General features: G+C 68.9%; 28 protein-coding genes. 26 read left to right on the top strand and 2 right to left on the bottom strand.

Annotated elements, in window-relative coordinates; all coding sequences use genetic code 11:
- The coding region (gene tsaB / locus DT074_RS03770) for a tRNA (adenosine(37)-N6)-threonylcarbamoyltransferase complex dimerization subunit type 1 TsaB (RefSeq protein ID WP_119418468.1) at nt 1–643 on the bottom strand (643 nt) is incomplete at its 3' end.
- Nucleotide 644: 1 nt separating this feature from the next.
- Here tsaB and ddpX point away from each other — a divergent pair.
- The 6 genes from ddpX (at nt 645) to DT074_RS03740 (ending at nt 6,426) form a co-directional block, all read left to right on the top strand.
- The gene (ddpX, locus tag DT074_RS03765; RefSeq protein WP_438503661.1) at nt 645–1,196 is read left to right on the top strand and encodes a D-alanyl-D-alanine dipeptidase; all 552 of its coding nucleotides are present in this window, start codon (nt 645–647) and stop codon (nt 1,194–1,196) included.
- A gap of 146 nt (nt 1,197–1,342) precedes the next feature.
- The gene (locus DT074_RS03760) at nt 1,343–2,194 is read left to right on the top strand and encodes a metalloregulator ArsR/SmtB family transcription factor (RefSeq protein WP_119418467.1); all 852 of its coding nucleotides are present in this window, start codon (nt 1,343–1,345) and stop codon (nt 2,192–2,194) included.
- 26 nt (nt 2,195–2,220) lie between these two features.
- The gene (locus DT074_RS03755; RefSeq protein WP_119418466.1) at nt 2,221–3,267 is read left to right on the top strand and encodes an ArsJ-associated glyceraldehyde-3-phosphate dehydrogenase; all 1,047 of its coding nucleotides are present in this window, start codon (nt 2,221–2,223) and stop codon (nt 3,265–3,267) included.
- Nucleotides 3,264–4,496: an organoarsenical effux MFS transporter ArsJ gene (gene arsJ / locus DT074_RS03750; protein ID WP_119418465.1), complete on the top strand. Its 1,233-nt coding sequence runs from the start codon at nt 3,264–3,266 to the stop codon at nt 4,494–4,496. Before DT074_RS03755 ends, arsJ begins: the two co-directional genes overlap by 4 nt.
- Before the next feature lie 128 nt (nt 4,497–4,624).
- Entirely contained in the window at nt 4,625–4,996 is a 372-nt protein-coding gene (locus DT074_RS03745; protein ID WP_119418464.1) for an ArsR/SmtB family transcription factor, read from the top strand.
- Nucleotides 4,997–5,010: 14 nt separating this feature from the next.
- Nucleotides 5,011–6,426, top strand: a complete 1,416-nt coding sequence (locus DT074_RS03740; protein WP_119418463.1) for an FAD-dependent oxidoreductase — start codon at nt 5,011–5,013, stop codon at nt 6,424–6,426.
- A 25-nt stretch (nt 6,427–6,451) separates the two neighbouring features.
- Here the strand turns inward: DT074_RS03740 and DT074_RS03735 are convergent, their stop codons facing one another.
- Nucleotides 6,452–7,114 (bottom strand): ArsR/SmtB family transcription factor, encoded by a 663-nt coding sequence (locus DT074_RS03735; protein WP_119418462.1) that lies wholly within the window; start codon nt 7,112–7,114, stop codon nt 6,452–6,454.
- A gap of 80 nt (nt 7,115–7,194) precedes the next feature.
- Here DT074_RS03735 and DT074_RS03730 point away from each other — a divergent pair, with 80 nt between their 5' ends.
- The 20 genes from DT074_RS03730 (at nt 7,195) to htpG (ending at nt 25,642) form a co-directional block, all read left to right on the top strand.
- A complete protein-coding gene (locus tag DT074_RS03730; RefSeq protein ID WP_119418461.1) occupies nt 7,195–8,037 on the top strand; it encodes a sterol desaturase family protein in 843 nt (280 codons plus the stop codon).
- Nucleotides 8,038–8,126: 89 nt separating this feature from the next.
- Nucleotides 8,127–8,432, top strand: coding sequence for a rhodanese-like domain-containing protein (locus DT074_RS03725; RefSeq protein WP_162914589.1), 306 nt, complete (start codon nt 8,127–8,129; stop codon nt 8,430–8,432).
- A 15-nt stretch (nt 8,433–8,447) separates the two neighbouring features.
- Nucleotides 8,448–9,257 carry a nucleoside phosphorylase gene (locus tag DT074_RS03720; protein WP_119418459.1) on the top strand — a complete coding sequence of 270 codons (810 nt, stop codon included), beginning with the start codon at nt 8,448–8,450 and terminating at the stop codon, nt 9,255–9,257.
- Between the two features lie 3 nt (nt 9,258–9,260).
- On the top strand, nt 9,261–9,626 hold the full coding sequence (locus DT074_RS03715; RefSeq protein ID WP_119418458.1) for a GFA family protein: 366 nt from the start codon (nt 9,261–9,263) through the stop codon (nt 9,624–9,626).
- A 21-nt stretch (nt 9,627–9,647) separates the two neighbouring features.
- A complete protein-coding gene (locus tag DT074_RS03710) occupies nt 9,648–10,280 on the top strand; it encodes a class I SAM-dependent methyltransferase (RefSeq protein WP_119418457.1) in 633 nt (210 codons plus the stop codon).
- A gap of 114 nt (nt 10,281–10,394) precedes the next feature.
- Nucleotides 10,395–11,276 (top strand): alpha/beta hydrolase, encoded by an 882-nt coding sequence (locus DT074_RS03705; RefSeq protein WP_119418456.1) that lies wholly within the window; start codon nt 10,395–10,397, stop codon nt 11,274–11,276.
- Nucleotides 11,277–11,414: 138 nt separating this feature from the next.
- Nucleotides 11,415–12,104, top strand: coding sequence for a response regulator transcription factor (locus DT074_RS03700; RefSeq protein WP_119418455.1), 690 nt, complete (start codon nt 11,415–11,417; stop codon nt 12,102–12,104).
- Nucleotides 12,105–12,273: 169 nt separating this feature from the next.
- Nucleotides 12,274–13,392: a BMP family ABC transporter substrate-binding protein gene (locus DT074_RS03695; RefSeq protein WP_119418454.1), complete on the top strand. Its 1,119-nt coding sequence runs from the start codon at nt 12,274–12,276 to the stop codon at nt 13,390–13,392.
- A gap of 17 nt (nt 13,393–13,409) precedes the next feature.
- Nucleotides 13,410–14,519 (top strand): ABC transporter permease, encoded by a 1,110-nt coding sequence (locus DT074_RS03690; RefSeq protein ID WP_368744403.1) that lies wholly within the window; start codon nt 13,410–13,412, stop codon nt 14,517–14,519.
- Nucleotides 14,520–14,733: 214 nt separating this feature from the next.
- Nucleotides 14,734–15,657, top strand: a complete 924-nt coding sequence (locus DT074_RS03685; protein ID WP_119418453.1) for an ABC transporter permease — start codon at nt 14,734–14,736, stop codon at nt 15,655–15,657.
- A gap of 11 nt (nt 15,658–15,668) precedes the next feature.
- Nucleotides 15,669–16,673, top strand: coding sequence for a formamidase (locus DT074_RS03680; RefSeq protein WP_119418452.1), 1,005 nt, complete (start codon nt 15,669–15,671; stop codon nt 16,671–16,673).
- On the top strand, nt 16,666–17,361 hold the full coding sequence (gene biuH, locus DT074_RS03675) for a biuret amidohydrolase (RefSeq protein ID WP_119418451.1): 696 nt from the start codon (nt 16,666–16,668) through the stop codon (nt 17,359–17,361). The genes DT074_RS03680 and biuH overlap by 8 nt, the downstream gene beginning before the upstream one ends.
- Nucleotides 17,361–18,869 carry an ABC transporter ATP-binding protein gene (locus DT074_RS03670; protein ID WP_119418450.1) on the top strand — a complete coding sequence of 503 codons (1,509 nt, stop codon included), beginning with the start codon at nt 17,361–17,363 and terminating at the stop codon, nt 18,867–18,869. Before biuH ends, DT074_RS03670 begins: the two co-directional genes overlap by 1 nt.
- Nucleotides 18,869–19,537, top strand: a complete 669-nt coding sequence (locus tag DT074_RS03665; protein WP_119418449.1) for a cysteine hydrolase family protein — start codon at nt 18,869–18,871, stop codon at nt 19,535–19,537. Before DT074_RS03670 ends, DT074_RS03665 begins: the two co-directional genes overlap by 1 nt.
- A 173-nt stretch (nt 19,538–19,710) precedes the next feature.
- Entirely contained in the window at nt 19,711–20,544 is an 834-nt protein-coding gene (locus DT074_RS03660; protein ID WP_119418448.1) for an MBL fold metallo-hydrolase, read from the top strand.
- 25 nt (nt 20,545–20,569) lie between these two features.
- Nucleotides 20,570–21,406, top strand: a complete 837-nt coding sequence (locus DT074_RS03655) for a class I SAM-dependent methyltransferase (RefSeq protein WP_119418447.1) — start codon at nt 20,570–20,572, stop codon at nt 21,404–21,406.
- A gap of 31 nt (nt 21,407–21,437) precedes the next feature.
- The gene (locus DT074_RS03650; RefSeq protein WP_119418446.1) at nt 21,438–22,106 is read left to right on the top strand and encodes a glutathione S-transferase family protein; all 669 of its coding nucleotides are present in this window, start codon (nt 21,438–21,440) and stop codon (nt 22,104–22,106) included.
- A 9-nt stretch (nt 22,107–22,115) separates the two neighbouring features.
- Nucleotides 22,116–23,249, top strand: coding sequence for a tRNA epoxyqueuosine(34) reductase QueG (gene queG / locus DT074_RS03645; protein WP_119418445.1), 1,134 nt, complete (start codon nt 22,116–22,118; stop codon nt 23,247–23,249).
- The gene (gene rimI / locus DT074_RS03640) at nt 23,234–23,710 is read left to right on the top strand and encodes a ribosomal protein S18-alanine N-acetyltransferase (RefSeq protein ID WP_119418444.1); all 477 of its coding nucleotides are present in this window, start codon (nt 23,234–23,236) and stop codon (nt 23,708–23,710) included. Before queG ends, rimI begins: the two co-directional genes overlap by 16 nt.
- Nucleotides 23,711–23,776: 66 nt before the next feature.
- Nucleotides 23,777–25,642 carry a molecular chaperone HtpG gene (htpG, locus tag DT074_RS03635; protein ID WP_119418443.1) on the top strand — a complete coding sequence of 622 codons (1,866 nt, stop codon included), beginning with the start codon at nt 23,777–23,779 and terminating at the stop codon, nt 25,640–25,642.
- Nucleotides 25,643–25,833: the final 191 nt, after the last annotated feature.

Raw genomic sequence — 25,833 nt, 5'->3', positions numbered from 1 at the left:
GCGCCGGCAGGTCGGCCGGCGGGGCCGGCCGCCGCGCGACCAGCCGGGCAATGGTGGCGGCGTCCGGCTCGGCCGGGGCCATGCCGGCGAGCGCGCCCGGCGCATGCGGCAGGACCAGCGCCTCGCCGGTGCCGGCCAGCACGACCGGGCCGCCGAGACGATCCAGGGCCAGCCGCGCCGCCTCGGCCGGGCTCGCCACGATCGCCTCGGTCAGCGGCGAAAGATCGGCGGCGAAGCCTTGCGCGAAGACCTCGCCGCGGCGGGCATCGATCACCGCGAGGATGCGGCGCCCGGCGCGGGCCGCCTCCGGCACGCCGGCCGCGATCGCCTCCAAGGTCGAGAGGCCGACCGCTGGCTTGGCCAGCGCGAGCCTGAGGCCGCGCGCGGTGGCCAGCGCGACGCGGAGCCCGGTGAAGCCGCCGGGACCGACCGTCACCGCAATGGCGTCGAGATCGGCGAAGCCGATGCCGGCCTCGTCCAGGCATTGCTGGATCATCGGCACCATCGCCTCGGCCTGGCCGCGCGGGCCGGGCTCGGCGCGCCGCGCGGCACAGCGGTCGCCGATCGCCACGGCGACGGAGAAGCCTTGCAGGGCACCGTCGAGACCGAGCACTTTGAGGGGCTTGCTGCCGGAGTCGCTCATGCTGCTGGTGGAGATCGCACCGCCCCGCTTCGATGTCGAGCTCGACATCGCCTATGCCACCGCCGACAACGTCGCCGGCCGCCCGATCTACGCCCGGCCGGCCTGCTATCTCAACCCCGAAGCGGCCGAGCTGCTGCGGAAATCGATCGCGCTCGCCGGCGCGCTCGGCCTGCGCTTCCGCGTCTTCGACGGTTTCCGGCCGACCGAGGCCGCCTGGGCGTTCTGGAACCTCAATCCCGGCTCGCCCTATTTCGCCGATCCGCGCAAGGGCTCGCCGCATTCCCGCGGCGCCGCCGTGGACCTGACCCTGATCGACGCCCAGGGCCGCGCCCTCGACATGGGCACGCCGTTCGACACGCTCTCCGAGCTCTCGCATCACGGCGCGCTCGAGGTGTCGGTCGAGGCGCAGCGGAACCGGGCGCTGCTGCTCGGCCTGATGACCGCGGCCGGCTGGGACTGCTACCTGAAGGAGTGGTGGCACTACCAGCTGTTCCAGCCCAAGCGCTTCCCGCTGCTCTCCGACAGCGCCGCCGGCACCCGGATGATGGCCTGAAGGCGGGCGCCCGTCCAATCCGTGCAAAGGGAAGTGCCGCAATTTCTTTCCGTTAGATAGCGAATTATAGCGAAAAGGGGGGCGTTTCGCAGTTTTTTCCCTTCAAATGCACTTGTCCCACTCATCATTTCGATTATGCTGGAAATATGGATTCACAGCAGGCAGCCAATGCCTTTCAGGCCTTGTCGCAGGAAACCCGCGTTCGCCTGCTGCGCCTGCTGGCCGGCGCCGGGCCGAGCGGGATGCCGGCCGGGGAGCTCGCGGCGCGGCTTTCGGTGCCGCCCTCGACGCTCTCCTTCCATCTCGCGGCGCTGGAGCAGGCCGGCCTCGTGCAATCGACGCGGCAGGGGCGGCAGGTCATCTACGCCGTCCGCATCCTGGGCCTGCGCAGCCTGCTCGGCTTCGTGACCGAGACCTGCTGCGACGGCCGGCCGGAGCTCTGCGGCGATCTCGCCCGCCTGCTGCCCGAAATCGACGATGCCGAGGTATCCACCATGAGTGCTGCCTTCAACGTGCTCTTCCTGTGCACCCGGAACTCCGCCCGCTCGATCATGGCCGAGGCGATCCTGGAGAAGATCGGCAAGGGCCGGTTCAATGCCTATTCCGCCGGCTCCGCGCCGGCGCCGGCACCGATGCCGGAGGTGATGGACAAGCTCCGCGCGCTCGGCCACGACATGGACCGGCTGCGCAGCAAGTCCTGGGACGAGTTCATGCGGCCCGATGCGCCGCGCATGGATTTCATCATCGCGCTGTGCGACACGCCGGGCGAAAGCTGCCCCGATATCGGCGAGAAGGCGCTGACCGGATTCTGGCCGCTGCCCGACCCGGCGCTGTTCACCGGCACCGAGCTGGAGCGCAACGTGCTGCTGAACCAGCTCTACAGCGCGCTCAGGCGCCGGCTCGAGATCTTCTGCAACCTGCCCTTTGCCTCGCTCGACCGCATGGCGGTGAAGACGAGGCTCGACCAGATCGGCGCGAGCTCGCCGGCGCTGGCCTGACGCGGCGACCGGCCGGAGCAGCCGCCATGGCGATCGGCATCAACGGCATGGGCCGCATCGGGCGGCTGGCGCTGCGCGCGGCGCTCGGCGGCGTCGAGCGGGACAGTGCCGATCCGCGCCGCGCGCGCCGGCTCGAGATCGGCCATGTGAACGAGGTCAAGGGCGGCGCCGCAACGACGGCGCATCTCCTGGAATTCGACAGCATTCACGGCCGCTGGCGCGGACCGCGCGCGCTGGACCGCGAAGATGCCTTTCTGGTCGGCGACCGCCCGATCAGCTTCAGCGCCAAGGCCGATCCCGGCGAGGTGCGCTGGGGCGATCTCGGCTGCGACATCGTGCTGGAATGCACCGGCAGGTTTCTCACGCCGGCCGCGCTCGACGGCTATTTCGCCTGCGGCGTGAAGCGCGTGATCGTCTCGGCGCCGGTGAAGGACGCAGCGGCGCTCAACATCGTGGTCGGCGTCAACGACCACCTCTACGATCCCACGCGGCACCGCCTGCTGACTGCGGCTTCCTGCACCACCAACTGCCTCGCGCCGGTGGTCAAGGTGATCCACGAGGCGATTGGCATCCGGCACGGCCAGATCACCACCATCCACAACCCGACCAACACCAACGTGGTGGTCGATGCGCCGCACAAGGACCTGCGGCGCGCGCGATCGGCGGTCAACTCGCTGCAGCCGACCACGACCGGCAGCGCCACCGCCATCGCGCTGATCTATCCGGAGCTGAAGGGCAAGCTGGACGGCCATGCGGTGCGCGCGCCGGTGCTGAACGCGAGCCTGACCGATTGCGTCTTCGAGCTGATGCGCGCGGTCACCGCGGGCGAGGTCAACCGCCTGTTCGAGAGCGCGGCGCAGGGCGTGCTGGCGGGCATCCTCGGCATCGAGCGGCGCCCGCTCGTCTCGGTCGACTACGTCAACGACACGCGGAGCTCCATCGTCGACGCGTTGAGCACGCTGGTGACCGACGGCACCCTGTTGAAAGTCTATGCCTGGTACGACAACGAGATGGGCTATGCCTGCCGCATGGTCGACCTGGCCGGCATCGTCCAGGCGGCGGAAGCGCGATGAGTGCCGCGCGCAACTACGCCATCGTCACCGCCGCCTATTGGGGCTTCACGCTCAGCGACGGCGCGTTGCGCATGCTGGTGCTGCTGCATTTCTTCCGCCTCGGCTATTCGCCGTTCACGCTCGCCTTCCTGTTCCTGCTCTACGAGGCCGCCGGCATCTTCGCCAATCTGGGCGGCGGCTGGCTCGCGTCGCGCTTCGGCATTCCGCGCATGCTGGCGGTCGGGCTCGGCCTGCAGATCGCCGGCCTCGTCATGCTCTCGGCGCTGGACCCGGGCTGGGGCGCCGCGCTCTCGGTCGCCTGGGTGGTGGCGGCGCAAGGCATCGCCGGCATCGCCAAGGACCTGACCAAGACGGCGTCGAAATCGGCGATCAAGGCGACCGCCGATGCCGGCGCGGGCCAGCTGTTCCGCTGGGTCGCCTGGTTCACCGGCTCGAAGAACGCGATGAAGGGCGTCGGCTTCTTCCTCGGCGGGCTGCTGCTCGACCTTGCCGGTTTCCGTGAAGGCCTCTGGCTGATGGCGGGCGCGCTGGCGGTGATCCTGATCGCCGCCGCGCTCTCGCTGCCGGCCAGGCTCGGCCGCGCCGAGGCCTCGAAGTCGATGCGCGAGCTGTTCAGCAAGTCGGCCGGCGTCAACCTGCTGGCCGCGGCGCGCATCTTCCTGTTCGGTGCCCGCGACGTGTGGTTCGTGGTCGGGCTGCCGGTCTTTCTCTACGCGCAGGGCTGGGCCTTTCTGGAAGTCGGGGGATTCCTCGCCGCCTGGACCATCGGCTACGGCCTGGTGCAGGGCATCGCGCCCTCTCTGGTTCCCCGCAGCGCGGATGGCCTGCGCCGCGAGGTGCCGGCCGCCCGCCTATGGGCCGCCCTGCTCGCGGCAATTCCCGTCGTGCTCGCGTTGCTTGTCATGATGCCCGGGGCGCTCCCGGTCGATCTGATCGTGGCGATCGGGCTCGCGGTGTTCGGCTTCGCCTTCGCGGTCAACTCGTCGCTGCATTCCTATCTGATCCTCGCCTATGCGGGATCGGAGAAGGCGGCGGAGGATGTCGGCTTCTACTATGCGGCGAATGCGGCCGGGCGCCTGATCGGCATCCTGCTCTCCGGCGCGCTCTATCAGCTCGCCGGCCTCGCCGGCTGCCTGATCGGCTCCGCCGTCATGCTGGCGCTCTGCTGGGCGATCAGCTTCGCGCTGCCGGCCGGTGCCGCGAAGGCCGCGCCCCTGCGCCCGGTCTAAGCCGGCCGATCTCCCTGTTCGAATGCCGGCCCGACGGACATAATTTGATACTTTTTCAAATATCGATTGACTTCGTCCGCGCGGCCGTTAATTTGACGATTGTTCAATTATCGAATCGGATGCGCGTTATGAAATCCAGGCAGGTCATTGCCGCGCTCGGCGCCCTCGCGCAGGAGACCCGGCTCGACGTGTTCCGCCTGCTGGTGCAGGCCGGCCCGCAGGGCCTGGCGGCGGGCGCCATCGCGGAGGAGCTGGGCGTGCCGCCGGCCTCGCTCTCGTTCCATCTGCAGCAGTTGGCCCATGCCGGCCTGGCGCGCCAGCGGCGCGAGAGCCGCAACATCTTCTATTCGGCCGATTACGACGGCATGAACGCCCTGATGGGCTATCTGACCCAGAATTGCTGCGCCGGCGCCGGGAAGGCGCGCGCCAGATCCTGCGGCCCGAAGCCATCCGCCGAAGCCAGCACCTCGCCGCGCCGCATGCGTGCCCGCGCCGCCTGACCGGGAGACCGTCCATGACCGACAGCCAGCTTCCCGTTGCCGTGATCGGCGCCGGCCCGGTCGGCCTCGCCGCCGCCGCCCATCTGATCGAGCGCGGCCAGACGCCGATCGTCGTCGAGGCCGGCGACAAGGTGGCGAGCAGCGTGCGCGCGTGGTCGCATGTGCGCATGTTCTCGCCCTGGCAGTACAACGTCGACAGCGCCGCCCGGCGCCTGCTGGACAAAGCAGGCTGGCAGCCGCCGGCGCCCGACGCGATCCCGACCGGCGGCGACCTGGTGGCGCGCTATCTGGAGCCGCTCGCCGAGCTGCCGGCGATGCGCCCGCATCTCCGGCTCGGCGCCCGCGTCGCCGCGGTGAGCCGCAAGGGCCATGACAAGGTGCGGAGCGAAGGCCGCGACCGCCAGCCCTTCGTGCTCCGCGTGGAGGGCGCGGCCGGCGAGGACGTGATCGAGGCGCGCGCCGTGATCGACGCGTCCGGCACCTGGACGATGCCGAATCCGTCCGGCGCCGACGGCCTGCCGGCCATCGGCGAGCGCGGCGCCGCGGACCATATCCGCTACGGCATCCCGGACGTGCTGGGCGGCGAGCGCGCCCGTTACGAGGGCCGCGCCGTGCTGGTGATCGGCGGCGGACATTCGGCGCTCAATGCCATCATCGAGCTCGCCGCGCTGAAGCAGGCCGCCCCCAAGACGCGCATCGTCTGGGCCCTGCGCAAGGAGCGGGTGGAAGCCGCCTATGGCGGCGAGGCGGCGGACCAGCTGCCGGCGCGCGGCGCGCTCGGCTCCCAGGTGCGGGCGCTGGTGGAGAGCGGCACGATCGAGGTGGTCACGCCGTTCCGCGTTGCTCGCATCGCCGACGGCTGCTCCTGTGGGCTCCGCGTCAGCGGCGAGGTGAACGGGTCGAGCCGAACCATCGCGGTGGACGAGATCATCGTCGCCACCGGCTTCCGGCCCGACCTCTCCTTCCTGCGCGAGATCCGCCTGACGCTCGATCCGTGGCTGGAAAGCAGCGGCAGCCTCGGGCCGCTGATCGATCCCAACCTGCACAGCTGCGGCACCGTGCGCCCGCATGGCGCGAAGGAGCTGGCGCATGCCGAGCCCGACTTCTTCATCGCCGGGATGAAGAGCTATGGCCGCGCGCCGACCTTCCTGCTGGCCACCGGCCACGAACAGGTGCGCTCCATCGCGGCGTCGCTCAGCGGCGATGCGGAAGCAGCCGGCCGCGTCGAGCTTGCCCTGCCGGAAACCGGCGTCTGCGTCAGCCGGCCGATCGGGGTCGAGCGCGCCGGCGAGCCGGTGGCCGCCGGCTGCTGCGGCCCGGCCAGGGAAGAGGCGGCGGTGCAGCAGACATCGGCGTGCTGCGCCCCGGCGAAGCCGGCCGCCGCCGCGGAAGCGTCCGCCCGTCAGGCAGGCGGCTGCTGCCCCGCCTGAGGCGACGGTTTACCGATGATGCCGTTCAGGCCGGCCGCTCGACCGGCAGGCCGGCGGCGCGCCATTCCGGCAGTCCGTCGACCAGGCGCCGCGCCTTGAAGCCGCGGGCGCGCAGGGCCGCCACCGCCTCGAAGGACAGGACGCAGTACGCGCCCCGGCAATAGGCGACGATCTCCAGCGCCGGGTCGAGATCAGCGAGCCGCCCCTTCAGCTCGGCGAGCGGAATGTTGACGGCGCCCGGCACATGGCCGAGCGCGAACTCGTCGGCCGGCCGCACATCCAGCACGGTCACCAGCCCGGCGCGCGAGCGCGCGAGAAGCTCCTCGCGCGAGACCGGCTCGAGGCTGTCGCGGTCGGCGAAATAGCCGCGCAGGATGCGGTCGACTTCGGCGAGGTTCCGCTCGGCAACGTGGCTGAGCGACGCGAGCAGCGCCAGCACGGCGTCGTCGGCCAGCCGGTAGAACACGAACTTGCCCTCGCGCCGCCCCGCCACCAGCCCGGCGCGGCGCAGGTGCTGCAGATGCTGCGAGGCATTGGCGACGGAAAGGCCGACCCGCGCCGACAGGGTCTCCACGCTGCGCTCTCCCTGGCCGAGCTGTTCGAGCAACTCGAGCCGATGCGCATGCCCGAGCGCTCGGGCGACGGCGGCGAACTCGGCGAACAGGGCCTGTTTCGGGCCGATTGACATGGCGGCGGCTCTGATATTATCTCATTCAATTGATTTATTGAATGTAACCGCTCCGAGAACCGGGGGCAAGGACTGGCTGGATGCAGGCGGCGCTGCTGGAAAACGAACCGGTCATCCGCGTTGGCCTGTTTCTCGGCGTGTTCGCCATCATGGCAGGGTGGGAGGCTGCGGTCCCGCGGCGCCGGCGGCAGGTTTCGCGGCTGTACCGCTGGAGCGGCAATCTCGGGATCGTCGCACTCAACACGGTGCTGCTGCGGCTGGCCTTCCCGGTCCTGGCGGTCGGCCTCGCCGCGCTGGCCGAGCAGCAGGGCTTCGGCCTGCTCAACCTGTGGCCATTGCCGTTCTGGCTGGCCTTCGTCCTGTCGCTGCTGGCGCTCGACCTCGCGATCTATCTGCAGCACGTCATGTTCCACGCGGTACCGGCGCTGTGGCGGCTGCACCGCATGCACCATGCGGACCTCGATTTCGACGTCACCACCGGGCTGCGCTTTCACCCCGTGGAGATCCTGCTCTCGATGGCGCTGAAACTCGGCGTGGTGGCCGCGCTCGGCCCGCCGGCCGCCGCCGTGCTGGTGTTCGAGGTCCTGCTCAACGCCACCGCCATGTTCAACCACGCCAACCTGCGTCTGCCCATTGGTATCGACCGCGTGCTGCGCTGGATCGTCGTGACACCCGACATGCATCGCGTGCACCATTCGATCCGGCCGGCCGAGACCAACAGCAATTTCGGCTTCAACCTGCCCTGGTGGGATCGCCTGCTCGGCACCTACCGGGCGCAGCCGGCCGAGGGGTATGAGGGCATGACCATCGGCATCGAGCAATTCCGCGCGGTGGGCGATCTGCGCCTCGACCGCATGCTGGTGCAGCCGCTGCGCGGCCCGGCGAGCGGCTATCCGATCAACCGCGAAACGGGTCCGAAATGACGAAGCCTCGCTCCTCTCTCCTCGCTGTCCTTACGCGGCTGCTCTCGCCCGCCAGGACTTCGGATCCGGCCTGGATCGAGGCGGAGGGGTTGCGACAGAAGCTGGCGAGCGCGCCGAAGCCGACCGTGATCGATGTGCGCGGGCCCGACGAGTTCTCGGGGGAGCTCGGGCATATCGCCGGCGCGGTGAATCTGCCGCTTGGCGAGATCGATCGCCGAATGGACGAGGTCCGCGCGCGGTCCAGCGACGGGATCGTTCTGGTCTGCCGCACGGACATGCGTTCGGCTGCCGCGCGGGCGCGCCTCGTCGCGGCCGGCCTCGAAGATGTCACTGTGCTGCGTGGCGGTATGCAGCGATGGAATGCCCTGGGCTTCGCCGTGTCGCGCGGCAGCTGACAGCGAGGCGCCGCCATGACGACGTCCGATGACAAAAGCCTCCCGCCGATCCTCGCCGACAAGCACCACGCGGCACCGTCCGCCTTCACGCCGGAAAGCCTGCTGCGCGAGGCGCGGCGGCAGAAATCCGCGGCATTGCAGCCGGTGCCCGAGATCTGCCTGCTCGACCCGGATGGCGACATCGTGCGCCGCCTCAAGGCCGAGGGCCGCGCGCGGCGGCATGACGGCTGGGTCTGCTATCACACCGATCTCCATCTCTTCGACGATGGCGCAACGACCATCGGCATCGTCGGCTGCGCGGTCGGCGCGTCCTTCGCGGTGCTAGTGGCGGAGGAGCTGTTCGTCTCCGGCTGCCGGCTCCTGATCAGCGTCACCTCGTCCGGCCAGATCGTGCCGATACGGGAGCCGCCCTATTTCGTGCTGATCGAACGCGCGCTGCGCGACGAGGGGACGAGCTATCACTATCTGCCGCCCGCCGCGTTCAGCGATGCGCCGGCGGCGCTCGTCGCCGCGCTCGACGGCGCCTTCGCCGATCTCGGCGTTCCGGTACTGGGCGGCGCCACTTGGACCACCGACGCGCCGTTTCGCGAAACCGCCGCCGCGATCGACGCCATGCGGGCGCGCGGCCTGCTCGCGGTCGAGATGGAAGCGGCGGCGCTCTATGCCTTCGCCGCGGCGCGCGGCAAGGCGGTGATCTGCTTCGCCTATGTCACCAACCAGATGGGCCGGGTCGAGGGCGATTTCGAGAAGGGACATGCCGACGGCACGACGGATGCGATGGCCGTCATCCGCCGCACCGCCGCCAGGCTGGCAGGGAGGATCTGACGCATGCAACGGATCGAAGGCGGCTGTCTCTGCGGCGCGGTGCGCTTCGTCGCCACCGGCGCGCCGAAATCGGTGTTCTGGTGCCACTGCCAGAGCTGCCGGCGCCATAGCGGCGCGCCGGTCTCGGTTTTCGTTGGCTTCGAGCACAGCGCCTATCAGGTGACGCAAGGCGAGATCGCCAAATTCGCTTCCTCGCCGGGCACGGTGCGCGGTTTCTGCCGCGCCTGCGGCTCGACGCTCACTTGCGAGACGACGATGCTGCCGACCGAGGCGCATTTCCACATCGGTGCCTTCGACGAACCGCGCCGGTTCGAACCGACCCTGCATTTCTTCCGCGAGGAGCAGCTGCCGTGGCTGCATCTCGCCTGAGCCGAATCGAGCGAATATCGCATGGGCCTCTATGACCGCTATGTGCTGCCGCGCCTGGTCGACTGGGCCTGCTCCTGCCGGCCGGTGCAGCGGCAGCGCACCAAGATCGTGCCGCAGGCCGCCGGCGTGGTGCTCGAGCTCGGCTTCGGCACCGGGCTCAACCTGCCGCATTACGATCCGGCAAAGGTGACCAAGCTGATTGGCCTGGAGCCGGCTGGCGGCATGCTCGCGCGGGCCGGCGAGCAGCTGCGGAGCGCGACCGTCCCGGTCGAGATCCTGAACCGGACGGCGGAGCAACTCTCGCTGCCGCTGGCAAGCGTCGACACGGTGGTCGTCACTTACACGCTGTGCTCGATCCCCGATGCGGTGGCCGCGCTGCAGGGCGCGCGGCGCGCGCTGAAGCCCGGCGGCCGGCTGCTGTTCTGCGAGCATGGTGCCGCGCCCGATCCCGGCGTGCGTCGCTGGCAAGGGCGGATCGAGCCGATCTGGCGCGTCATCGGCGGCGGGTGCCACCTGACGCGCGACATCCCCGACCTGATCGGCGCCGGCGGGTTCGAGATCGAACAGCTCGAGACGATGTATCTGCCCGGTGCGCCGCGATGGTCGGGCTTCAACTTCTGGGGCGCCGCCCGGCCCCGTCCCGGCCCGGGCTGAACCGCGCCGCCCGACAATTCCCCACACTGCTCGTTCAGCGCGAATTCGTTTCCCGCCCCTGACAGGTCTAAGATGAAATTAGGGAGCGGACGCCCGGGACATGTGAGGGGGCAGATGGCGGCGGTCTATCGCGATTACGACCAGGCGGGGCTCGACGCGCAGTATTTCCTGCGCGGCCGCATCGCCGATTTCCAGAGCTTTCTCGACCGCTACGCCGCCCGCTCGAAACAGGCGCGCAAGACCATGCCCTGCCGGCTCGACCTGGCCTATGGCCCGTCCGGCCCGGGCGAGACGCTCGATATCTTCCTGCCGCCGGCGGGCAAGACGCCGGCGCCGGTGCATGTCTTCATCCATGGCGGCTACTGGCAGATGCTGGACAAGGCCGACCATTCCTTCGTCGCCTTAGGCCTGGTGCCGGCCGGCGCCGCCGTGGTGGTGGTGAACTACGACCTGGCGCCCAAGGTCGGCATCGACGAGATCGTGCGGCAGTGCCGCGCCGCGCTGGCCTGGACCTGGCGTAATGCCGCCACGTTCGGCGGCGATCCGGGGCAGATCTACGTGTCCGGCCATTCCGCCGGCGGCCATCTCACCGCGATGATGGTGTCGACCGACTGGCCCGGCTTCGCGCCCGACCTGCCGGCCGACCTGGTCAAGGGCGGGGTGATGATCGCCGGCCTCTACGACCTGGAGCCGATCCGGCTCTGCTACCTGAACAAGGCGCTGAGCCTCACGCCGGCCGAGGTCCGCCGCAACAGTCCGATCAACCTGGAGCCGCTGGGCAATCCGAAGCTCGCGCTCTGCGTCGGCGCGGCCGAGACCGACGAGTTCCTGCGCCAGCAGCAGACCTATGCCGCCTCGCTGCTCGCCCGCGGCTTCCGGCCCGACAGTATTCCTGCGCCTGGCCTGCATCATTTCCAGGTGGTGGAGGCGCTGGCCCAGCCCGGCACCCCGCTCAACCGGGCGGCGCTCGCGCAGATGTGTCTGGCGCCGGCATAAACGGCTGGCATGGGACCGATAGCGGCCCGGCCGTTGCAGCGGGTGCATCCATCGGGCATTGAGGATCGTATGATGGACCGGACGTGGTCGGATTGGGGGACGGCACGGCCGGGTCAAGGGGTCCAACGGGAGGCCTGATTGTCTGCTGCCAAGAGATTGCTGCTGGTCGATGACGATGCCGCCTTGCGCGGCTCGCTGGCCGAGCAGCTCGAACTGCACGAGGAATTCGTCACCGTCCAGGCCGCCGATGGGGGGCAGGCGCTGGAGAAGGTCAAGGCCGAGCATTTCGACCTGATCCTGCTCGATGTCGGCCTGCCGGATATCGACGGGCGCGAGCTCTGCAAGCTGATCCGCAAAACCGGCGTGCGTTGCCCGGTCATCATGCTGACCGCGGCGGCCTCCGATGCCGACGCGATCCTGGGCCTCGATTCCGGCGCCAACGACTATGTGGTGAAGCCGTTCAAGCTGCTGGTGCTGCTGGCCCGCATCCGGGCCCAGCTGCGCCAGCATGAGCAGAGCGAGGACGCCGTCTTCGCCATCGGGCCCTATACCTTCAAGCCGGCGGCAAAGCTGCTGCTCGACAACGAGAAGCGGAAGAAGGTCAGGCTGACCGAGAAGGAGACCTCGATCCTGAAATACCTGTTCCGCGCCGGCGACCGCGCCGTGTCGCGCGACGTGCTGTTGAACGAGGTCTGGGGCTACAACGCCGGCGTCACCACGCACACGCTGGAGACGCATATCTACCGCCTGCGCCAGAAGATCGAGCGCGACCCGTCCAAGGCGGCGATCTTGGTCACCGATCCCGGCGGCTACCGCCTCGCGCCCTAGGCTGCACATAAATTAGTCAATCGGCGCCGTTTCGGCGCGGATTGCATACCATTTCGGCGCGCCGGATGATCCGCGGGCGCGCAATCCCGCGGAATCCGCTGCCGGGGCGCTTGGCATGGCGCGTGCTTTTCCTCCCCCGACGCCCGCACGGATGGGACAGGGGAAAGACATGGATGCGCAGTTTCTGATCGGCCGCCGACAGCTCTTGAAGTCGGGCGTCGCGCTCGGCGCGGCCACCGCCCTCGGTTCGCCCGGCGCCTTCGCCCAGGGCAAGGCGCCGGTGATCGGCTTCATCTATGTCGGCCCGAAGGACGATTACGGCTACAACCAGGCGCATGCCGAAGGCGCCGCCGCGCTGAAGAAGGCCGGCTTCAAGGTGCTGGAAGAGGAGAAGGTGCCGGAGACCGTCGCGGTCGAGAAGTCGATGGAGAGCATGATCAACCTCGACGGCGCGACACTGATGTTCCCGACCTCGTTCGGCTACTTCGACCCGCACATGCTGAAGCTGGCGGCGAAGTACCCGAAGATCGAGTTCCGCCATTGCGGCGGCCTGTGGAACGAGGCGAAGCACGCGAAGAACACCGGCAGCTATTTCGGCTATATCGACGAGTGCCAGTACCTGAACGGCGTGGTCGCCGGCCACACCTCGAAATCCGGCAAGCTCGGCTTCATCGCGGCGAAGCCGATCCCGCAGGTGCTGCGCAACATCAACGCCTTCACCCTCGGCGCCAAGTCGGTCAACCCGAAGGCGACGACGCAGGTGATCTTCACCGGCGACTGGGCTTTCCCGGTGAAGGAAGCCGAAGGCACCAACAGCCTGATCGACCAGGGCGTCGACGTGCTGACCTGCCATGTCGACAGCCCGAAGGTGGTGGTCGAGACGGCGGAGCGCCGCGGTGCCTTCACCTGCGGCTATCACGCCAACCAGGCGCCGCTGGCGCCCAAGGGCTATTTGACCGGCGCGGAGTGGAACTGGTCGAAAGTCTATCTCGACTTCGCCAATGCGATGAAGGCGGGCAAGACGCCCGGCAACTTCGTGCGCGGCGGCCTGAAGGAAGGCTTCGTCAAGACCTCGGCCTATGGCCCGGCGGTGAGTGAGGCGGCGCGCAAGCAGGCCGATGCGATCAAGGCCGAGATGATGTCGAAGGGCTTCGTCATCTTCAAAGGCCCGCTCAAGGACAACAAGGGCAATGAGGTGATCGCCGGCGGCAAGGCGCTCGGCCAGACCGATCTCGCGCTCGAATCGATGAATTATCTGATCGACGGCGTGGTCGGCGCCATCGGTTGATCGGGGCGGCTCAAGCCGTGGCGGCGGTCGCCGAGACTTCGGGGGAAGCGGCATCGCCAACACGCGGCGCATGGGCGCTGGATCGCGACCGCCTCGGCGCCATCGCCGAGGCGATCGCGATCCCGCTCATTGCGCTGCTCGCCGGCGCGGCTCTGTTCGCGCTGTTCATGCTGGCGACCGGGTATGATCCGGTCGAGGTCTATGCGCTGATCTGGGCCGGCGGCTTCGGCTCCAGCTTCTCCTGGTCGAACACGCTGCTGCGCGCCGCGCCGCTGCTGCTCACCGCGCTCTATACCGCGGTGCCGGCCCGGCTCGGCCTCGTCGTCATCGGCAACGAGGGCGCGCTGGTGCTGGGCGGCGTCGCCGCGGCCGGCATCGGCTTCGCGCTGGCCGGGGCGCCGGCGGCGGTCGCCATCGTCGCCATGGGCCTCGCCGGCATGTTGGCGGGCGGCATCTGGGTCGCGCTCGCCGGTGCACTCCGCCACTTCCGCGGCGTCAACGAGACGATCTCGAGCCTGCTCCTCTCCTATCTCGCCATCGCGCTGATGAACCACCTGGTCGAAGGTCCCTTGCGCGACCCCGCCAGCCTGAACAAGCCCTCCACCGGCCATATCGGCGACGGCTTCATGCTGGGCGCGCTGCCCGGCACCGACATCCATGTCGGCCTCGCCATCGGCATCGTGGTCTGCCTGATCTGCCACGTGCTGATCCGCCACACCCGCACCGGCTTCGCCATGCGGGTGGTCGGCGGCAATCCGGCGGCGGCGCGGCTCGCGGGGCTCGGCGTCGGGCCGCTCCTGATCGGCGCCTGCTTCCTCGGCGGCGCCGCGGCCGGCCTCGCCGGCATGATCGAGGTGGCGGCCGTGCATGGCCGCGCCAACGCCTCGCTCGCGGTCGGCTACGGTTATACCGGCATCCTGGTGGCGTTCCTCGCGCGCCACAACGCGCTGGCCATCGTGCCGGTCGCCATCCTGCTCGGCGGCATCGGTGCGTCGAGCGGATTGCTGCAGCGGCGCCTGGACCTGCCGGACGCCAGCGTGCTCGTGCTGCAGGGCCTGCTGTTCGTGGCGATCCTGGCGAGCGAAACGCTGCGCGGCCGGCTGCGGCCGTATTTCAGCGGGCGTTGAGATGACGATGTGCGGACATAAAAGCCCTCTCTGCCCCTCAGGGGCGGAGAGGGTTTGGGAGAGGTGGGGCGCGCCGCTTCTCGACGAGATTCGAATGTGCGCAACGCATCCGCGTTTGCGCACCACTACCAGCCGCATCCTCCCCACCTCTCCCAACCCTCTCCCCCCTCTTCGAGGGCGGAGAGGGCTTGTGCGCGCGGCGGAGGGCTGATCGATGGACGGCGATCTCGGGCTGTGGGGCGTGCCGCTGGCGATCTTCGCCGGGGCGATCCGGGTGTCGACGCCGTTCCTGTTCGTCAGCCTCGGCGAATGCATCACCGAGAAGGCGGGCCGCATCAATCTCGGCCTGGAAGGCACGCTCGTCTTCGGCGCCATGGCCGGCTACGCCATCTCCTACAACACGGGGTCACCCTGGCTCGGGGTTCTGGCCGCGGCGCTGGCCGGCAGCCTGTTCGGCGTGCTGCACGGGCTGATCTGCAGCCTGCCCAAGGTCAACGACGTCGCCGTCGGCATCGCGCTGATGCTGCTCGGCACCGGCCTCGCGTTCTTCTTCGGCAAGCCCTACATCCAGCCGAAGGCGCCGATCCTGCCGGGCTTCGATCTCTCCTTCGGCCTCTTGCCGCCGCGCCTCGCCGAGGCGGCGACGATCAACCCGCTGTTCCTGATCGGCCTCGCCGCAGCGCCGATCCTCGCCTGGGGCTTCCGCAACACGCGCACCGGCCTGGTCGTCCGCATGGTCGGCGATTCCGGCGACGCGGCGAAGGCGGTCGGCATCGCGGCGATGCCGGTGCGCGTCGCCGCCACGGCGGCGGGCGGCTTCTTCGCCGGCATCGGCGGCGCCTTCCTGTCGCTCTACTACCCCGGCAGCTGGAACGAGGCCTTGTCCTCCGGCCAGGGCCTGATGGCGGTGGCGCTGGTGATCTTCGCGCGCTGGAACCCGGTCGCCTGCGTCTGGGCCGCCTTCGTGTTCGGCGGCGCCGGCGCGCTCGGCCCGGCGCTGCAATCGGTCGGCGTGACGCAAGGGTATTACCTGTTCAACGCCGCGCCCTACCTGCTGACCTTGGTGATCATGGCGGTGATGTGCTCGCGCAAGCAGAGCCTCGCCGGCATGCCGGCCGAGCTCGGCATCGCGCGCTAGGAGGAATCGAGATGAGCGGACTCGGCGGCCTCAACAAGTCGAAGCACGGCGTCGTCATCGGCCTGGTGCAGCTCCAATTGCCTGTGATCGAGACCCGCGCCGACATCACGCGGCAGGCGGCGAAGATCGTTTCGATGGTGGCGAAGGCGCGGCGCGGCTCCGCCACGATGGATCTCGTCGTGTTCCCGGAATACGCGCTGCACGGCCTGTCGATGGATACCCGGCCCGAGATCCTCTGCACACTCGACGGGCCGGAAGTCGCCGCCTTCAAGCAGACCTGCAAGGAGAACAGCATCTGGGGCTGCTTCTCCATCATGGAGCTGAACGAGGGCGGCAACCCCTATAACAGCGGGCTGATCATCGACGACCGGGGCGCGATCAAGCTCTACTACAGGAAGTTGCATCCCTGGGTGCCGGTGGAGCCGTGGGAGCCGGGCGATCTCGGCATCCCGGTCTGCGACGGACCGAACGGCTCCAAGCTCTCGCTCATCATCTGCCATGACGGCATGTTCCCGGAGATGGCGCGCGAGGCGGCGTACAAGGGCGCCGAGATCATGCTGCGCACCGCGGGCTACACGGCGCCGATCCGCCATGCCTGGAAGGTGACCAACCAATCGAACGCCTTCTGCAACCTGATGGCGACGGCGAGCGTCTGCATGTGCGGCAGCGACGGCACCTTCAACTCGATGGGCGAGGCGATGATCTGCAGTTTCGACGGCACCATGCTGGCCGAAGGCAGCGGCGTGCCGGACGAGATCGTCACCGCCGAGGTGCGGCCCGACCTGGTGCGTGAGGCGCGCGAAGGCTGGGGCGTCGAGAACAACATTTACCAGTTCGGCCATCGGGGCTTCGTCGCCGTCAATGGCGGCGCGCGGGACTGCCCCTATACCTACATGATCGACCTTGCTGCCGGTCGCTACCGCCTGCCCTGGGAGGACAAGGTGCAGGTGACGGACGGCACGGCTTGCGGCTTCCCCGTGCCCAACCGTCGCTACAAGGGGGCCGCCCATGGCTGAGATTCTCGGGGCTGAGAAGCACATCGCCTCCGATCCCTATCCCTGGCCCTATGACGGCGACCTGCGTCCCGCCAACACGGCGCTGATCGTCATCGACATGCAGACCGATTTCTGTGGGCCGGGCGGCTATGTCGACAAGATGGGCTACGACCTGTCGCTGACGCGCGCGCCGATCGAGCCGATCCAGCGCCTGCTCGGCGCCATGCGGGCGAAGGGCTACCACATCATCCACACCCGCGAGGGCCATCGTCCCGATCTCGCCGACCTGCCGGCGAACAAGCGCTGGCGCTCGCAGCGGATCGGCGCCGGTATCGGCGATCCCGGCCCCTGCGGCCGCATCCTGGTGCGCGGCGAGCCTGGCTGGGAGATCATTCCCGACCTTGCGCCGCTCGAGGGCGAGGTGATCATCGACAAGCCGGGCAAGGGATCGTTCTGCGCCACCGACCTGGAGCTGATCCTCAATACGCGCGGCATCCGTAACATCATCCTGACCGGCATCACGACGGATGTCTGCGTGCACACCACGATGCGCGAGGCGAACGACCGCGGCTTCGAATGCCTGCTGGTGGAGGATGGCTGCGGCGCCACCGACCACGGCAATCATCTCGCGGCGATCAAGATGGTGCAGATGCAGGGCGGCGTGTTCGGCGCCACCGCGACATCTTCGCAAGTGCTGGATGTGATCTGATGTCGGACGCGCTCTCGCTCGAGACCGTCGGCCTGACCAAGCGGTTCGGCGCCTTCACCGCGCTCGACGCGGTGTCGATCAAGGTGCGTGCCGGCTCGCTGCACGCGCTGCTCGGCGAGAACGGCGCCGGCAAGTCGACCCTGGTCAAATGCGTGATGGGCTACTACCACGCCGATGACGGCGACGTGTTGATCGGCGACCGCGGCCAGGAGATCGGCAGCCCCAGGGCGGCCGCGGCGCTCGGCCTCGGCATGGTCTATCAGCACTTCACCCTGGTGCCGAACATGAGCGTAGCGGAGAACCTGCTGCTGGCGAGCGGCAAGGTGCCGGCGGTGGTCGACTGGAAGGCGGAGCGCGCGAAGATGACGCGCTTCATGGACAGCATGCCGTTCCGCGTGCCGCTGGACCGGCCGATCAGCGCGCTCGCCATCGGCGAGAAGCAGAAGGTCGAGATCCTGAAGCAGCTCTATCTCGACCGCCGCCTGCTGATCCTCGACGAGCCGACCTCGGTGCTGACGCCGGACGAGGCCGACGAGGTGCTGGGCTTCCTGCGCGGCCTGGTTGACCAAGGCCGCCTCACCATCGTGATGATCAGCCACAAGCTGCGCGAGATCTACGCCTATGCCGAGGAGGTCTCGGTGCTGCGCCAGGGCAAGCTGGTCGGTGCCGGCCGCACCGCCGATCTCGCCGCGCCGGAGCTGACGCGCATGATGGTCGGCGTCGAGACATTGGCGCAGCCGGCGGCGCGTGCACCAAAACCCGCCGGCGACGTGGTGCTCGACGCGTCCGGACTCGTTGCCGCCGACGATCGCGGGCGCCGCGCGCTGGACGGCGCGTCGCTCGCCGTGCGGGCCGGCGAGATCCTCGGCCTCGCCGGCGTCTCCGGCAACGGCCAGCGCGAGCTGGTGGAGATCCTGGCCGGCCAGCGCGATCCGGAAGCCGGTGCCGTGAAAGTGCATGGCGAGAGATACGCGGCGGACCGCGCGGCGGCGCGCAAGCACAAGGTGGTCTGCCTGCCGGAGGAGCCGCTGAAGAACGCCTCCGTGCCGACCATGAGCGTCGCCGAGAACCTGGCGCTGCGCCGCTTCGACCTCGCGCCGATGGCGCGCGGGCCCTGGCTCTCCGATGGCGCGATCCGCCGCGCGGCGGAGAAGCTGATCGGCGAATACCGCATCCGCACCCGTTCGCCGGCGACGCCGATCGCCGAGCTCTCCGGCGGCAATGTGCAGCGCACCGTGCTGGCGCGCGATCTCAGCGAGGAGATCGACCTCCTCGTCGTCGCCAATCCCTGCTTCGGACTCGACGTGAAGGCGACGGCGGAGATCCGCGCCGCGCTGGTCGCGCAACGCAACAAGGGCGCGGCGATCCTCTTGGTCAGCGAGGACCTGGACGAGATCCTCGAGCTCTCCGACCGCGTCGCCGTGATCGCGTCGGGCAAGATCGCCTACGAGGCGCCGATCGCGGCGGCCGACCGCCAGGAGATCGGCAAGCGCATGGTGGCGCATTGATGCCGACCATCGCGGCCGAGCCCTACGCCTATACCTTCCCGAAGGGCAAGCTCGCCCTCGTCATCATCGACATGCAGCGCGATTTCGTGGAGCCGGGCGGCTTCGGCGCGACGCTTGGCAACGACGTGACGCGCCTCACCGCCATCGTGCCGGCGCTGCAGCGCCTGCTCGCCGCCTTCCGCGCCGCCGGCCTGCCGGTGATCCATACCAAGGAATGCCACCGGCCCGATCTCTCCGATTGCCCGCCGGCCAAGCTCGCCCGCGGCAACCCGAGCCTGAAGATCGGCGATGCCGGACCGATGGGCCGCATCCTCGTCGCCGGCGAGCCGGGCAGCGAGATCATCGACGAGCTGGTGCCAATCGCCGGCGAGATCGTGATCGAGAAGCCGGGCAAGGGCGCCTTCTATGCCACCGAGTTCGGCGCCCGGCTGGAACAGCTCGGCGCGACACACCTTGTGGTCACCGGCGTGACGACAGAGGTATGCGTGCAGACCACCATGCGCGAGGCCAACGACCGCGGCTACGAATGCCTGCTGGTCGAGGATTGCACCGAAAGCTATTTCCCCGCCTTCAAGCAGGCTGCCCTCGAAATGATCCGCGCCCAGGGCGCGATCGTCGGCTGGACCGCCCGATCGGATGCTGTGATCGCAACCATCGCGGCCCGGTAGCGATTGGTTAACCTTGAATCGCTGAATCGAATACGGAATCGTTAGCCCGGACGACCTAGGCTGATTCCTGGCTTGTAATTGTTCCAATGACGCCGATATTGTAGCCTGTGGGTTCAAGGTCGATCTATATCGAGTTGATATAGAAGGCCGCGATCGCAACGAAGGGACCGCCCATGCACGATCCGGGCGACTTTTTCGTGAAGTTCTGGGGCGTGCGCGGCTCGATCGCCAGCGCCGATCCTGGAACCGCGCGCTACGGCGGCAACACCTCCTCGCTCGAAGTGCGGTGCGGCGGACGGCTGCTGCTGTTTGATGGCGGCACGGGTCTGCGCTATCTCGGCCGCGAGCTCAGCATGAACGGCCCGGTCGATGCCGACATGTTCCTGACCCACACTCATTTCGACCATATCGCCGGCATCCCGTTCTTCGGCCCCTTCTTCAACCCGCGCAACAAGTTCCGCGTGCATGCCGGCCACCTGCTGCCGGCGATGACGGTGAAGCACGCGCTGTGCGATCTGATGATGGCGCCGCTCTTCCCGGTGCCGCCGGAGATCTTCGGCGCCTCGATGGAGTTTCACGATTTCCACGCCGGCGAGACCTTGCAGCTCTCCAACGAGATCCGCATCCGCACGGCACCGCTGAACCATCCAAACGGCGCCACCGGCTACCGCATCGAATGGGATGGCAAGTCGATCTGCTACTGCACCGATACCGAGCACACGCCGGGCAAGCCGGACCCGAATATCCTCGATCTGATCAGCGGCGCCGACGTGTTCATCTACGACTGCATGTACACCGACGACGAATATCCCTGCCATGTCGGCTGGGGCCATTCCACCTGGCAGGAAGGCGTGCGGCTGGCCGATGCGGCCAAGGTGAAGACCTTCGTCGTGTTCCACCACGATCCCGACCACAACGACGAGTTCATGGACGGCGTGCAGGCCGAGCTCGACAAGGTACGCCCCGGCTCCGTGGTGGCGCGCGAAGGCCTCGTCGTCCGCCCATGAGGCGCGGCCTGAGGCTGGGCCGGCGGTGAGATTCCGCCGGTTCTGGTTCGGCCTTGCGACCATTGCCGGCGCCCGGCGCCGCGGCTGGTTCATCCCCTATCGCTATGCCGACACGCTGCCCCCGGCAGGTGCGCGCGGCATCTACACCGCGCTGCTGCCGCGCTTCGAAGTGGCGCGGCCGCGCTTCCAGGCGGTGCTCGATCGTATCGACGGCTTCGCGCCGGAACTCGCGGCGATCGGGCAGGCGCCGCCGCCGGCGCCGCGCTGGAACCAGGACTGGTTCCCGCGCCTCGATGCGGCCGCCGCCTATGCGATCGTCCGGTCCACGCAGCCGGCGCGTGTCGTCGAGATCGGGTCCGGCCATTCGACGCGGTTCCTCGCCCGCGCCGTGCGCGACGGTGGCCTTGCCACCCGCATCACCGCGATCGACCCGGCGCCGCGCGCCGCGATCGGCGGGCTCGACGTCACCTTCCTGCGCCAGACCGTTCACCAGGCAGGCCTCGCCCCGTTCGAGCGGCTGGCGGCCGGCGACATCCTGTTCATCGATTCGAGCCACATTCTGATGCCGGGCAGCGATGTCGACCTGCTGTTCGGCCATGTGCTGCCGCGCCTCGCCGCCGGCGTGCGCGTGCATATCCACGACATCTTCCTGCCCGACGACTACCCGACCGCCTGGGAATGGCGCGGCTATAACGAGCAGCAGGGCGTGATCGGCCTGCTGCAGGGCGGCGGCTTCGATCTGGAGTTTGCCAGCCACTGGGTGGCCACGCGGATGGCCGCCGCGCTGCCGCCTTCGCTCACCGCCTTGGCCCTGCCGGCCGGTGCCTTCGAGACCAGCTTCTGGCTCAGCAAGGCCGAGTGACGCGCCGGCAAATCGGGCTAGAGTGCGCGCCATGCGCATGCTCTACCATTTCTGGCTCTGCCCGCAGTCGCGCAAGGTCAGGATCGTATTGAAGGAGAAGGGGCTCGATTTCGGCCTGGAGCTGGAGCGGCCCTGGGAGCTCCGCGACGGCTATATCGAGGTCAATCCTGCCGGCACCACGCCGCTGCTGGTGGAGGAAAACGGGGCGCATGTCTCGGACGGCCAGACCATCTGCGAATATCTCGACGAGGCCTATCCCGACAGGCGCATGATCGGCTTCGATCCGCTGTCGCGGGCGGAGACCCGGCGCGTCGTCGCCTGGTTCGACCAGAAATTCGCGCTCGAAGTCGGCGAGCCGCTGGTCGGCGAGAAACTGCTGAAGCGGATGACGCGGGGCGGCGAGCCGAGCTCGGCGGCGATCCGCGCCGGCCAGCACAACCTGCACATCCATCTCGACTATATCGGCTATCTGGCGGAGCGGCGCACCTGGCTCGCCGGCGACGAATTCAGCCTCGCCGACATCGCCGCCGGCGCGCATCTCTCCTGCATCGACTATCTCGGCGACGTGCCGTGGGACCAGCATCCGCAGGCGCGCGACTGGTATGCCCGCATCAAGTCGCGCCCCGCCTTCCGGCCGCTCTTGGCGGATCACATCCCGGGCTTCCCACCGCCGAAGCACTACGCCGATCTCGATTTCTGAGGCGAGCCCATGAGGCAGCCGGGGCGCGCGCCGCCCGATCCGAAGACGGCGATCCGCGACGAAGCGCTGCGGCTCGGCTTCGATGCCGTCGGGTTCACCCGTCCTGCTGCGATTGGCGAGGCGGGCGCGCGCTTCCGTGAGTTCCTCGCCGACGGCATGCACGGCGATATGGGCTGGCTCGAGGCCAAGGCCGATCGGCGCCGGCATCCGAACGCGCTCTGGCCGGAAGCGCGGTCGGTGGTGATGCTCGGCATGAATTACGGCCCCGAGGCCGATCCGCTGCCGCGCCTCGCCGCGCGCGAGCGCGCCGTCATCTCGGTCTATGCCCAGGGGCGCGACTATCACGACGTGGTCAAGTCCCGCCTCAAGGCGCTCGGCCAGTTCGTCGCCGGGCAGCTGAAGGCGGAGCTCAAGGTCTTCGTCGACACCGCGCCTGTCATGGAGAAGCCGCTGGCAGAGGCGGCCGGCATCGGCTGGCAGGGCAAGCACACCAACCTGGTCTCGCGCGGCTTCGGCTCCTGGCTGTTCCTCGGCGCGATGTTCACCACGCTGGAGCTGGAACCGGATGCGCCGGAGAGCGACCATTGCGGCCAATGCCGGGCCTGCCTCGACATCTGCCCCACAGCCGCCTTTCCGGCGCCGTATCGGCTGGATGCGCGGCGCTGCATCTCCTACCTGACCATCGAGCATGCCGGGCCGATCCCGCGCGAGTTCCGCGCCGCCATCGGCAACCGCATCTATGGCTGCGACGATTGCCTCGCCATCTGCCCGTGGAACAAGTTCGCGCGCCGCACCCGCGAGGCGGCGCTCAAGCCGCGGCCCGAACTGGCGGCGCCGGCGCTGGCCGAGCTTGCCGAACTGGATGATGCGGCCTTCCGCCGGCACTTCGCCGGCACCGCGATCAAGCGCAGCGGGCGCGACCGCTTCCTGCGCAACGTCGCCATCGCGCTCGGCAACAGCGGCGCCACGGCCGCGGTGCCAGTGCTGCGCCGGCTGCTCGACGACACGGCACCGCTGGTGCGCGGCGCGGCGATCTGGGGCTACGCGCGACTTGTTCCGCCGGCGGAGCTGGAACGCGAGCGCGCGGCACGACTGCCGGGCGAGGGCGACCCGGAAGTGAGGCAGGAATGGCTGGCGGCGTGATCACCGGCCCGCTCGCGCGCGGCAGCGGGGCGCTGCTCGCCGAGCTGCATGCGCGCTGCTTCGCGCAAGCCTGGAGCGCCGCCTCGTTCGAGGACTTCCTGGAAACACCGGGCGCCGCCGCCCTGGTCGCCACCCAGGACGGCGATCCGGTCGGCTTCGTCGTCTATCGGCTCGGCGCCGACGAAGCCGAAATCGTCACCCTCGGCGTCCGACCGGAGAGCCGCATTTCCGGTGCCGGCCGCGCGCTGGTTCAGGCGGCGCTGGCCGCCATGACGGCGTCCGGGGTCAGAAGCTGTTTCCTGGAAGTCGCGGCCGACAATGCGCCGGCCCAGGCGCTCTATGCCCGCGCCGGGTTCCGCCGGGTCGGCAGCCGGCCGGATTACTACCGGGATGCCGGCCGACGGGTCGATGCCGATGTGCTGCGGCGCGATCTGGTTCCGGGCACTGGCGTCCCCTCTTGAACCGGCGCCCCGGCGACGGCACATAAGGCGCCGAACTCGCATTGAACCTGCACAAAGGGAGCCGTCATGGGCGCCGAAACGCTGTCGTTCCAGGCCGAAGTGGCCCGGCTGCTCAATATCGTCACCCACTCGCTCTACACGAATAAGGAGATCTTCCTGCGCGAGCTGATCTCCAACGCCTCGGATGCCTGCGACAAGCTGCGCTATCTGGCCTTGACCGAGCCGGCGCTGCTCGACGGTGACGCGACGCTCGGCATCCGGATCGAGATCGACAAGCCGGGCCGCAGGCTCGCCGTGATCGACAACGGCATCGGCATGAACCGCGACGACCTGGTGCAGAACCTCGGCACCATCGCCAAGTCCGGCACCGCCGCCTTCGTCGAGGGCATGGCGGCGGCGAAGCCCGCCGACATGAACCTGATCGGCCAGTTCGGCGTCGGCTTCTATTCCGCCTTCATGGTGGCCGACCGCGTCGAGGTGACGAGCCGCAAGGCCGGCGAGAATCAGGGCTGGCGCTGGGCGTCCGAAGGCGCCGGCAGCTTCACCGTCGAGGAGGCGGGCGAGGTGCCGCGCGGCACCCGGATCGAACTGCAGCTGAACAAGGAGGCGGACGAGTTCCTCGAGCGCGCGCGCATCGACCGCATCGTCAAGACCTATTCCGACCATATCGCGCTGCCGATCACCGTGGCGGCGGAGGGCGCGGAGGAGAAGGTCAACTCGGCCGCCGCGATCTGGGCCCGGCCCAAGGCCGATATCACCGAACAGCAACACCGGGAATTCTACCACCATGTCGGCCATGCCTTCGACGCGCCGTGGCTGACCATCCACCAGAAGGCCGAGGGCACCATCGAATACACGATGCTGCTCTACGTGCCGAGCGAGAAGCCGTTCGACCTGTTCGACCCGGACCGCAAGCACAAGGTCAAGCTCTATGTCCGCCGCGTCTTCGTGACCGATCATTGCGAGGGCCTAGTGCCGGCCTGGCTGCGCTTTCTGCGTGGCGTGGTCGACAGCGAGGATCTGCCGCTCAACATCAGCCGCGAGACCCTGCAGGCCAATCCGATCGTGCAAAAGATCCGCAACGCCTTGGTGCGCAAAGTCCTGAGCGAGATCGAGGCCAAGGCGAAGCAGGATGCAGAGTCATTTGCGAAATTCTGGGACGCCTTCGGCGCCGTGCTGAAGGAAGGCCTGTACGAGGATTTCGAGCATCGCGACCGCATCCTGAAGCTCGCCCGCTTCCGCTCGACCGAGGGCGATGCCCTGGTCACGCTCGACGACTACATCGGCCGCATGAAGGAAGGACAGAGCGAGATCTACTTCATGACCGGCGAGGATCTCGGCAAGCTCAAGACCAGCCCGCAGCTCGAAGGCTTCAAGGCCAAGGGCATCGAGGTCCTGCTCTTGACCGATCCGGTCGACGATTTCTGGACCAGCATGGTGCCGGCCTACGAGGGGAAGGCGCTCCGCTCGGTGACCCGCGGCGGCATCGATCTCGGCGGCATCAAGGGGGCCAAGGCCGAGCCGCCGAAGGAAGAGGCGGCGAAGGAGGGCGACATCGCCACCCTGATCGCGGTGGTGAAGACCGCGCTGGGCGAGGCAGTGAAGGACGTGCGCGCCTCCGACCGCCTGACCGAATCGCCGGTCTGCCTGGTCGCGGCCGAGGGCGACATGGACATGCGGCTGGCCCGTCTGCTGCGCCAGACCGGCCGCGCGCCGGAAGCGGCGGCGCGCATCCTGGAGCTCAACCCGCGCCATGCCCTGGTCAAGCGCCTCGCCGCCCTGGCGGCGGCCGGGGGCGCGGCCGACCAGGTGGGGGAAGCGGCCCACCTTCTGTTCGACCAGGCCCGCATCCTGGAGGGCGAGGGACCGGTCGATCCCGCGGCCTTCGTGCGCCGCCTGAACGAGGCGCTGGCCCGCAACCTCGCCGCCTGAAAGGGTGCACCGGCCGCAAGGTCGGCTATGTTGCGGGGGATGATGTATTGCGCCGTCCCTCTGTCGCCGCTGCTATGCGTCGTGCCCCCGCTTGACCCGGGCAGCCACGCCTATCTGCCGCGGTGCGGTCCACACGTGGATGGCCGGGTCAAGCCCGGCCACGACGAGTTGGATTCGGGTGACGGAGAGCT

The sequence above is a fragment of the Desertibaculum subflavum genome, from assembly GCA_003576705.1.
In the GTDB taxonomy this organism is placed as follows: domain Bacteria; phylum Pseudomonadota; class Alphaproteobacteria; order Ferrovibrionales; family Ferrovibrionaceae; genus Desertibaculum; species Desertibaculum subflavum.
This window is presented reverse-complemented; position numbering and strand designations above follow the sequence as displayed.

Excerpts from the sequence above, each read along its gene's own strand:
- DT074_RS03760 (WP_119418467.1), top strand. The coding sequence starts at position 1,343 with ATGGATTCACAGCAGGCAGCCAATGCCTTTCAGGCCTTGTCGCAGGAA.
- DT074_RS03755 (WP_119418466.1), top strand. The coding sequence starts at position 2,221 with ATGGCGATCGGCATCAACGGCATGGGCCGCATCGGGCGGCTGGCGCTG.
- arsJ (WP_119418465.1), top strand. The coding sequence starts at position 3,264 with ATGAGTGCCGCGCGCAACTACGCCATCGTCACCGCCGCCTATTGGGGC.
- DT074_RS03745 (WP_119418464.1), top strand. The coding sequence starts at position 4,625 with ATGAAATCCAGGCAGGTCATTGCCGCGCTCGGCGCCCTCGCGCAGGAG.
- DT074_RS03740 (WP_119418463.1), top strand. The coding sequence starts at position 5,011 with ATGACCGACAGCCAGCTTCCCGTTGCCGTGATCGGCGCCGGCCCGGTC.
- DT074_RS03735 (WP_119418462.1), bottom strand. The coding sequence starts at position 7,114 with ATGTCAATCGGCCCGAAACAGGCCCTGTTCGCCGAGTTCGCCGCCGTC.
- DT074_RS03730 (WP_119418461.1), top strand. The coding sequence starts at position 7,195 with ATGCAGGCGGCGCTGCTGGAAAACGAACCGGTCATCCGCGTTGGCCTG.
- DT074_RS03720 (WP_119418459.1), top strand. The coding sequence starts at position 8,448 with ATGACGACGTCCGATGACAAAAGCCTCCCGCCGATCCTCGCCGACAAG.
- DT074_RS03715 (WP_119418458.1), top strand. The coding sequence starts at position 9,261 with ATGCAACGGATCGAAGGCGGCTGTCTCTGCGGCGCGGTGCGCTTCGTC.
- DT074_RS03710 (WP_119418457.1), top strand. The coding sequence starts at position 9,648 with ATGGGCCTCTATGACCGCTATGTGCTGCCGCGCCTGGTCGACTGGGCC.
- DT074_RS03705 (WP_119418456.1), top strand. The coding sequence starts at position 10,395 with ATGGCGGCGGTCTATCGCGATTACGACCAGGCGGGGCTCGACGCGCAG.
- DT074_RS03695 (WP_119418454.1), top strand. The coding sequence starts at position 12,274 with ATGGATGCGCAGTTTCTGATCGGCCGCCGACAGCTCTTGAAGTCGGGC.
- DT074_RS03685 (WP_119418453.1), top strand. The coding sequence starts at position 14,734 with ATGGACGGCGATCTCGGGCTGTGGGGCGTGCCGCTGGCGATCTTCGCC.
- DT074_RS03680 (WP_119418452.1), top strand. The coding sequence starts at position 15,669 with ATGAGCGGACTCGGCGGCCTCAACAAGTCGAAGCACGGCGTCGTCATC.
- biuH (WP_119418451.1), top strand. The coding sequence starts at position 16,666 with ATGGCTGAGATTCTCGGGGCTGAGAAGCACATCGCCTCCGATCCCTAT.
- DT074_RS03670 (WP_119418450.1), top strand. The coding sequence starts at position 17,361 with ATGTCGGACGCGCTCTCGCTCGAGACCGTCGGCCTGACCAAGCGGTTC.
- DT074_RS03665 (WP_119418449.1), top strand. The coding sequence starts at position 18,869 with ATGCCGACCATCGCGGCCGAGCCCTACGCCTATACCTTCCCGAAGGGC.
- DT074_RS03660 (WP_119418448.1), top strand. The coding sequence starts at position 19,711 with ATGCACGATCCGGGCGACTTTTTCGTGAAGTTCTGGGGCGTGCGCGGC.
- DT074_RS03650 (WP_119418446.1), top strand. The coding sequence starts at position 21,438 with ATGCGCATGCTCTACCATTTCTGGCTCTGCCCGCAGTCGCGCAAGGTC.
- queG (WP_119418445.1), top strand. The coding sequence starts at position 22,116 with ATGAGGCAGCCGGGGCGCGCGCCGCCCGATCCGAAGACGGCGATCCGC.
- rimI (WP_119418444.1), top strand. The coding sequence starts at position 23,234 with ATGGCTGGCGGCGTGATCACCGGCCCGCTCGCGCGCGGCAGCGGGGCG.
- htpG (WP_119418443.1), top strand. The coding sequence starts at position 23,777 with ATGGGCGCCGAAACGCTGTCGTTCCAGGCCGAAGTGGCCCGGCTGCTC.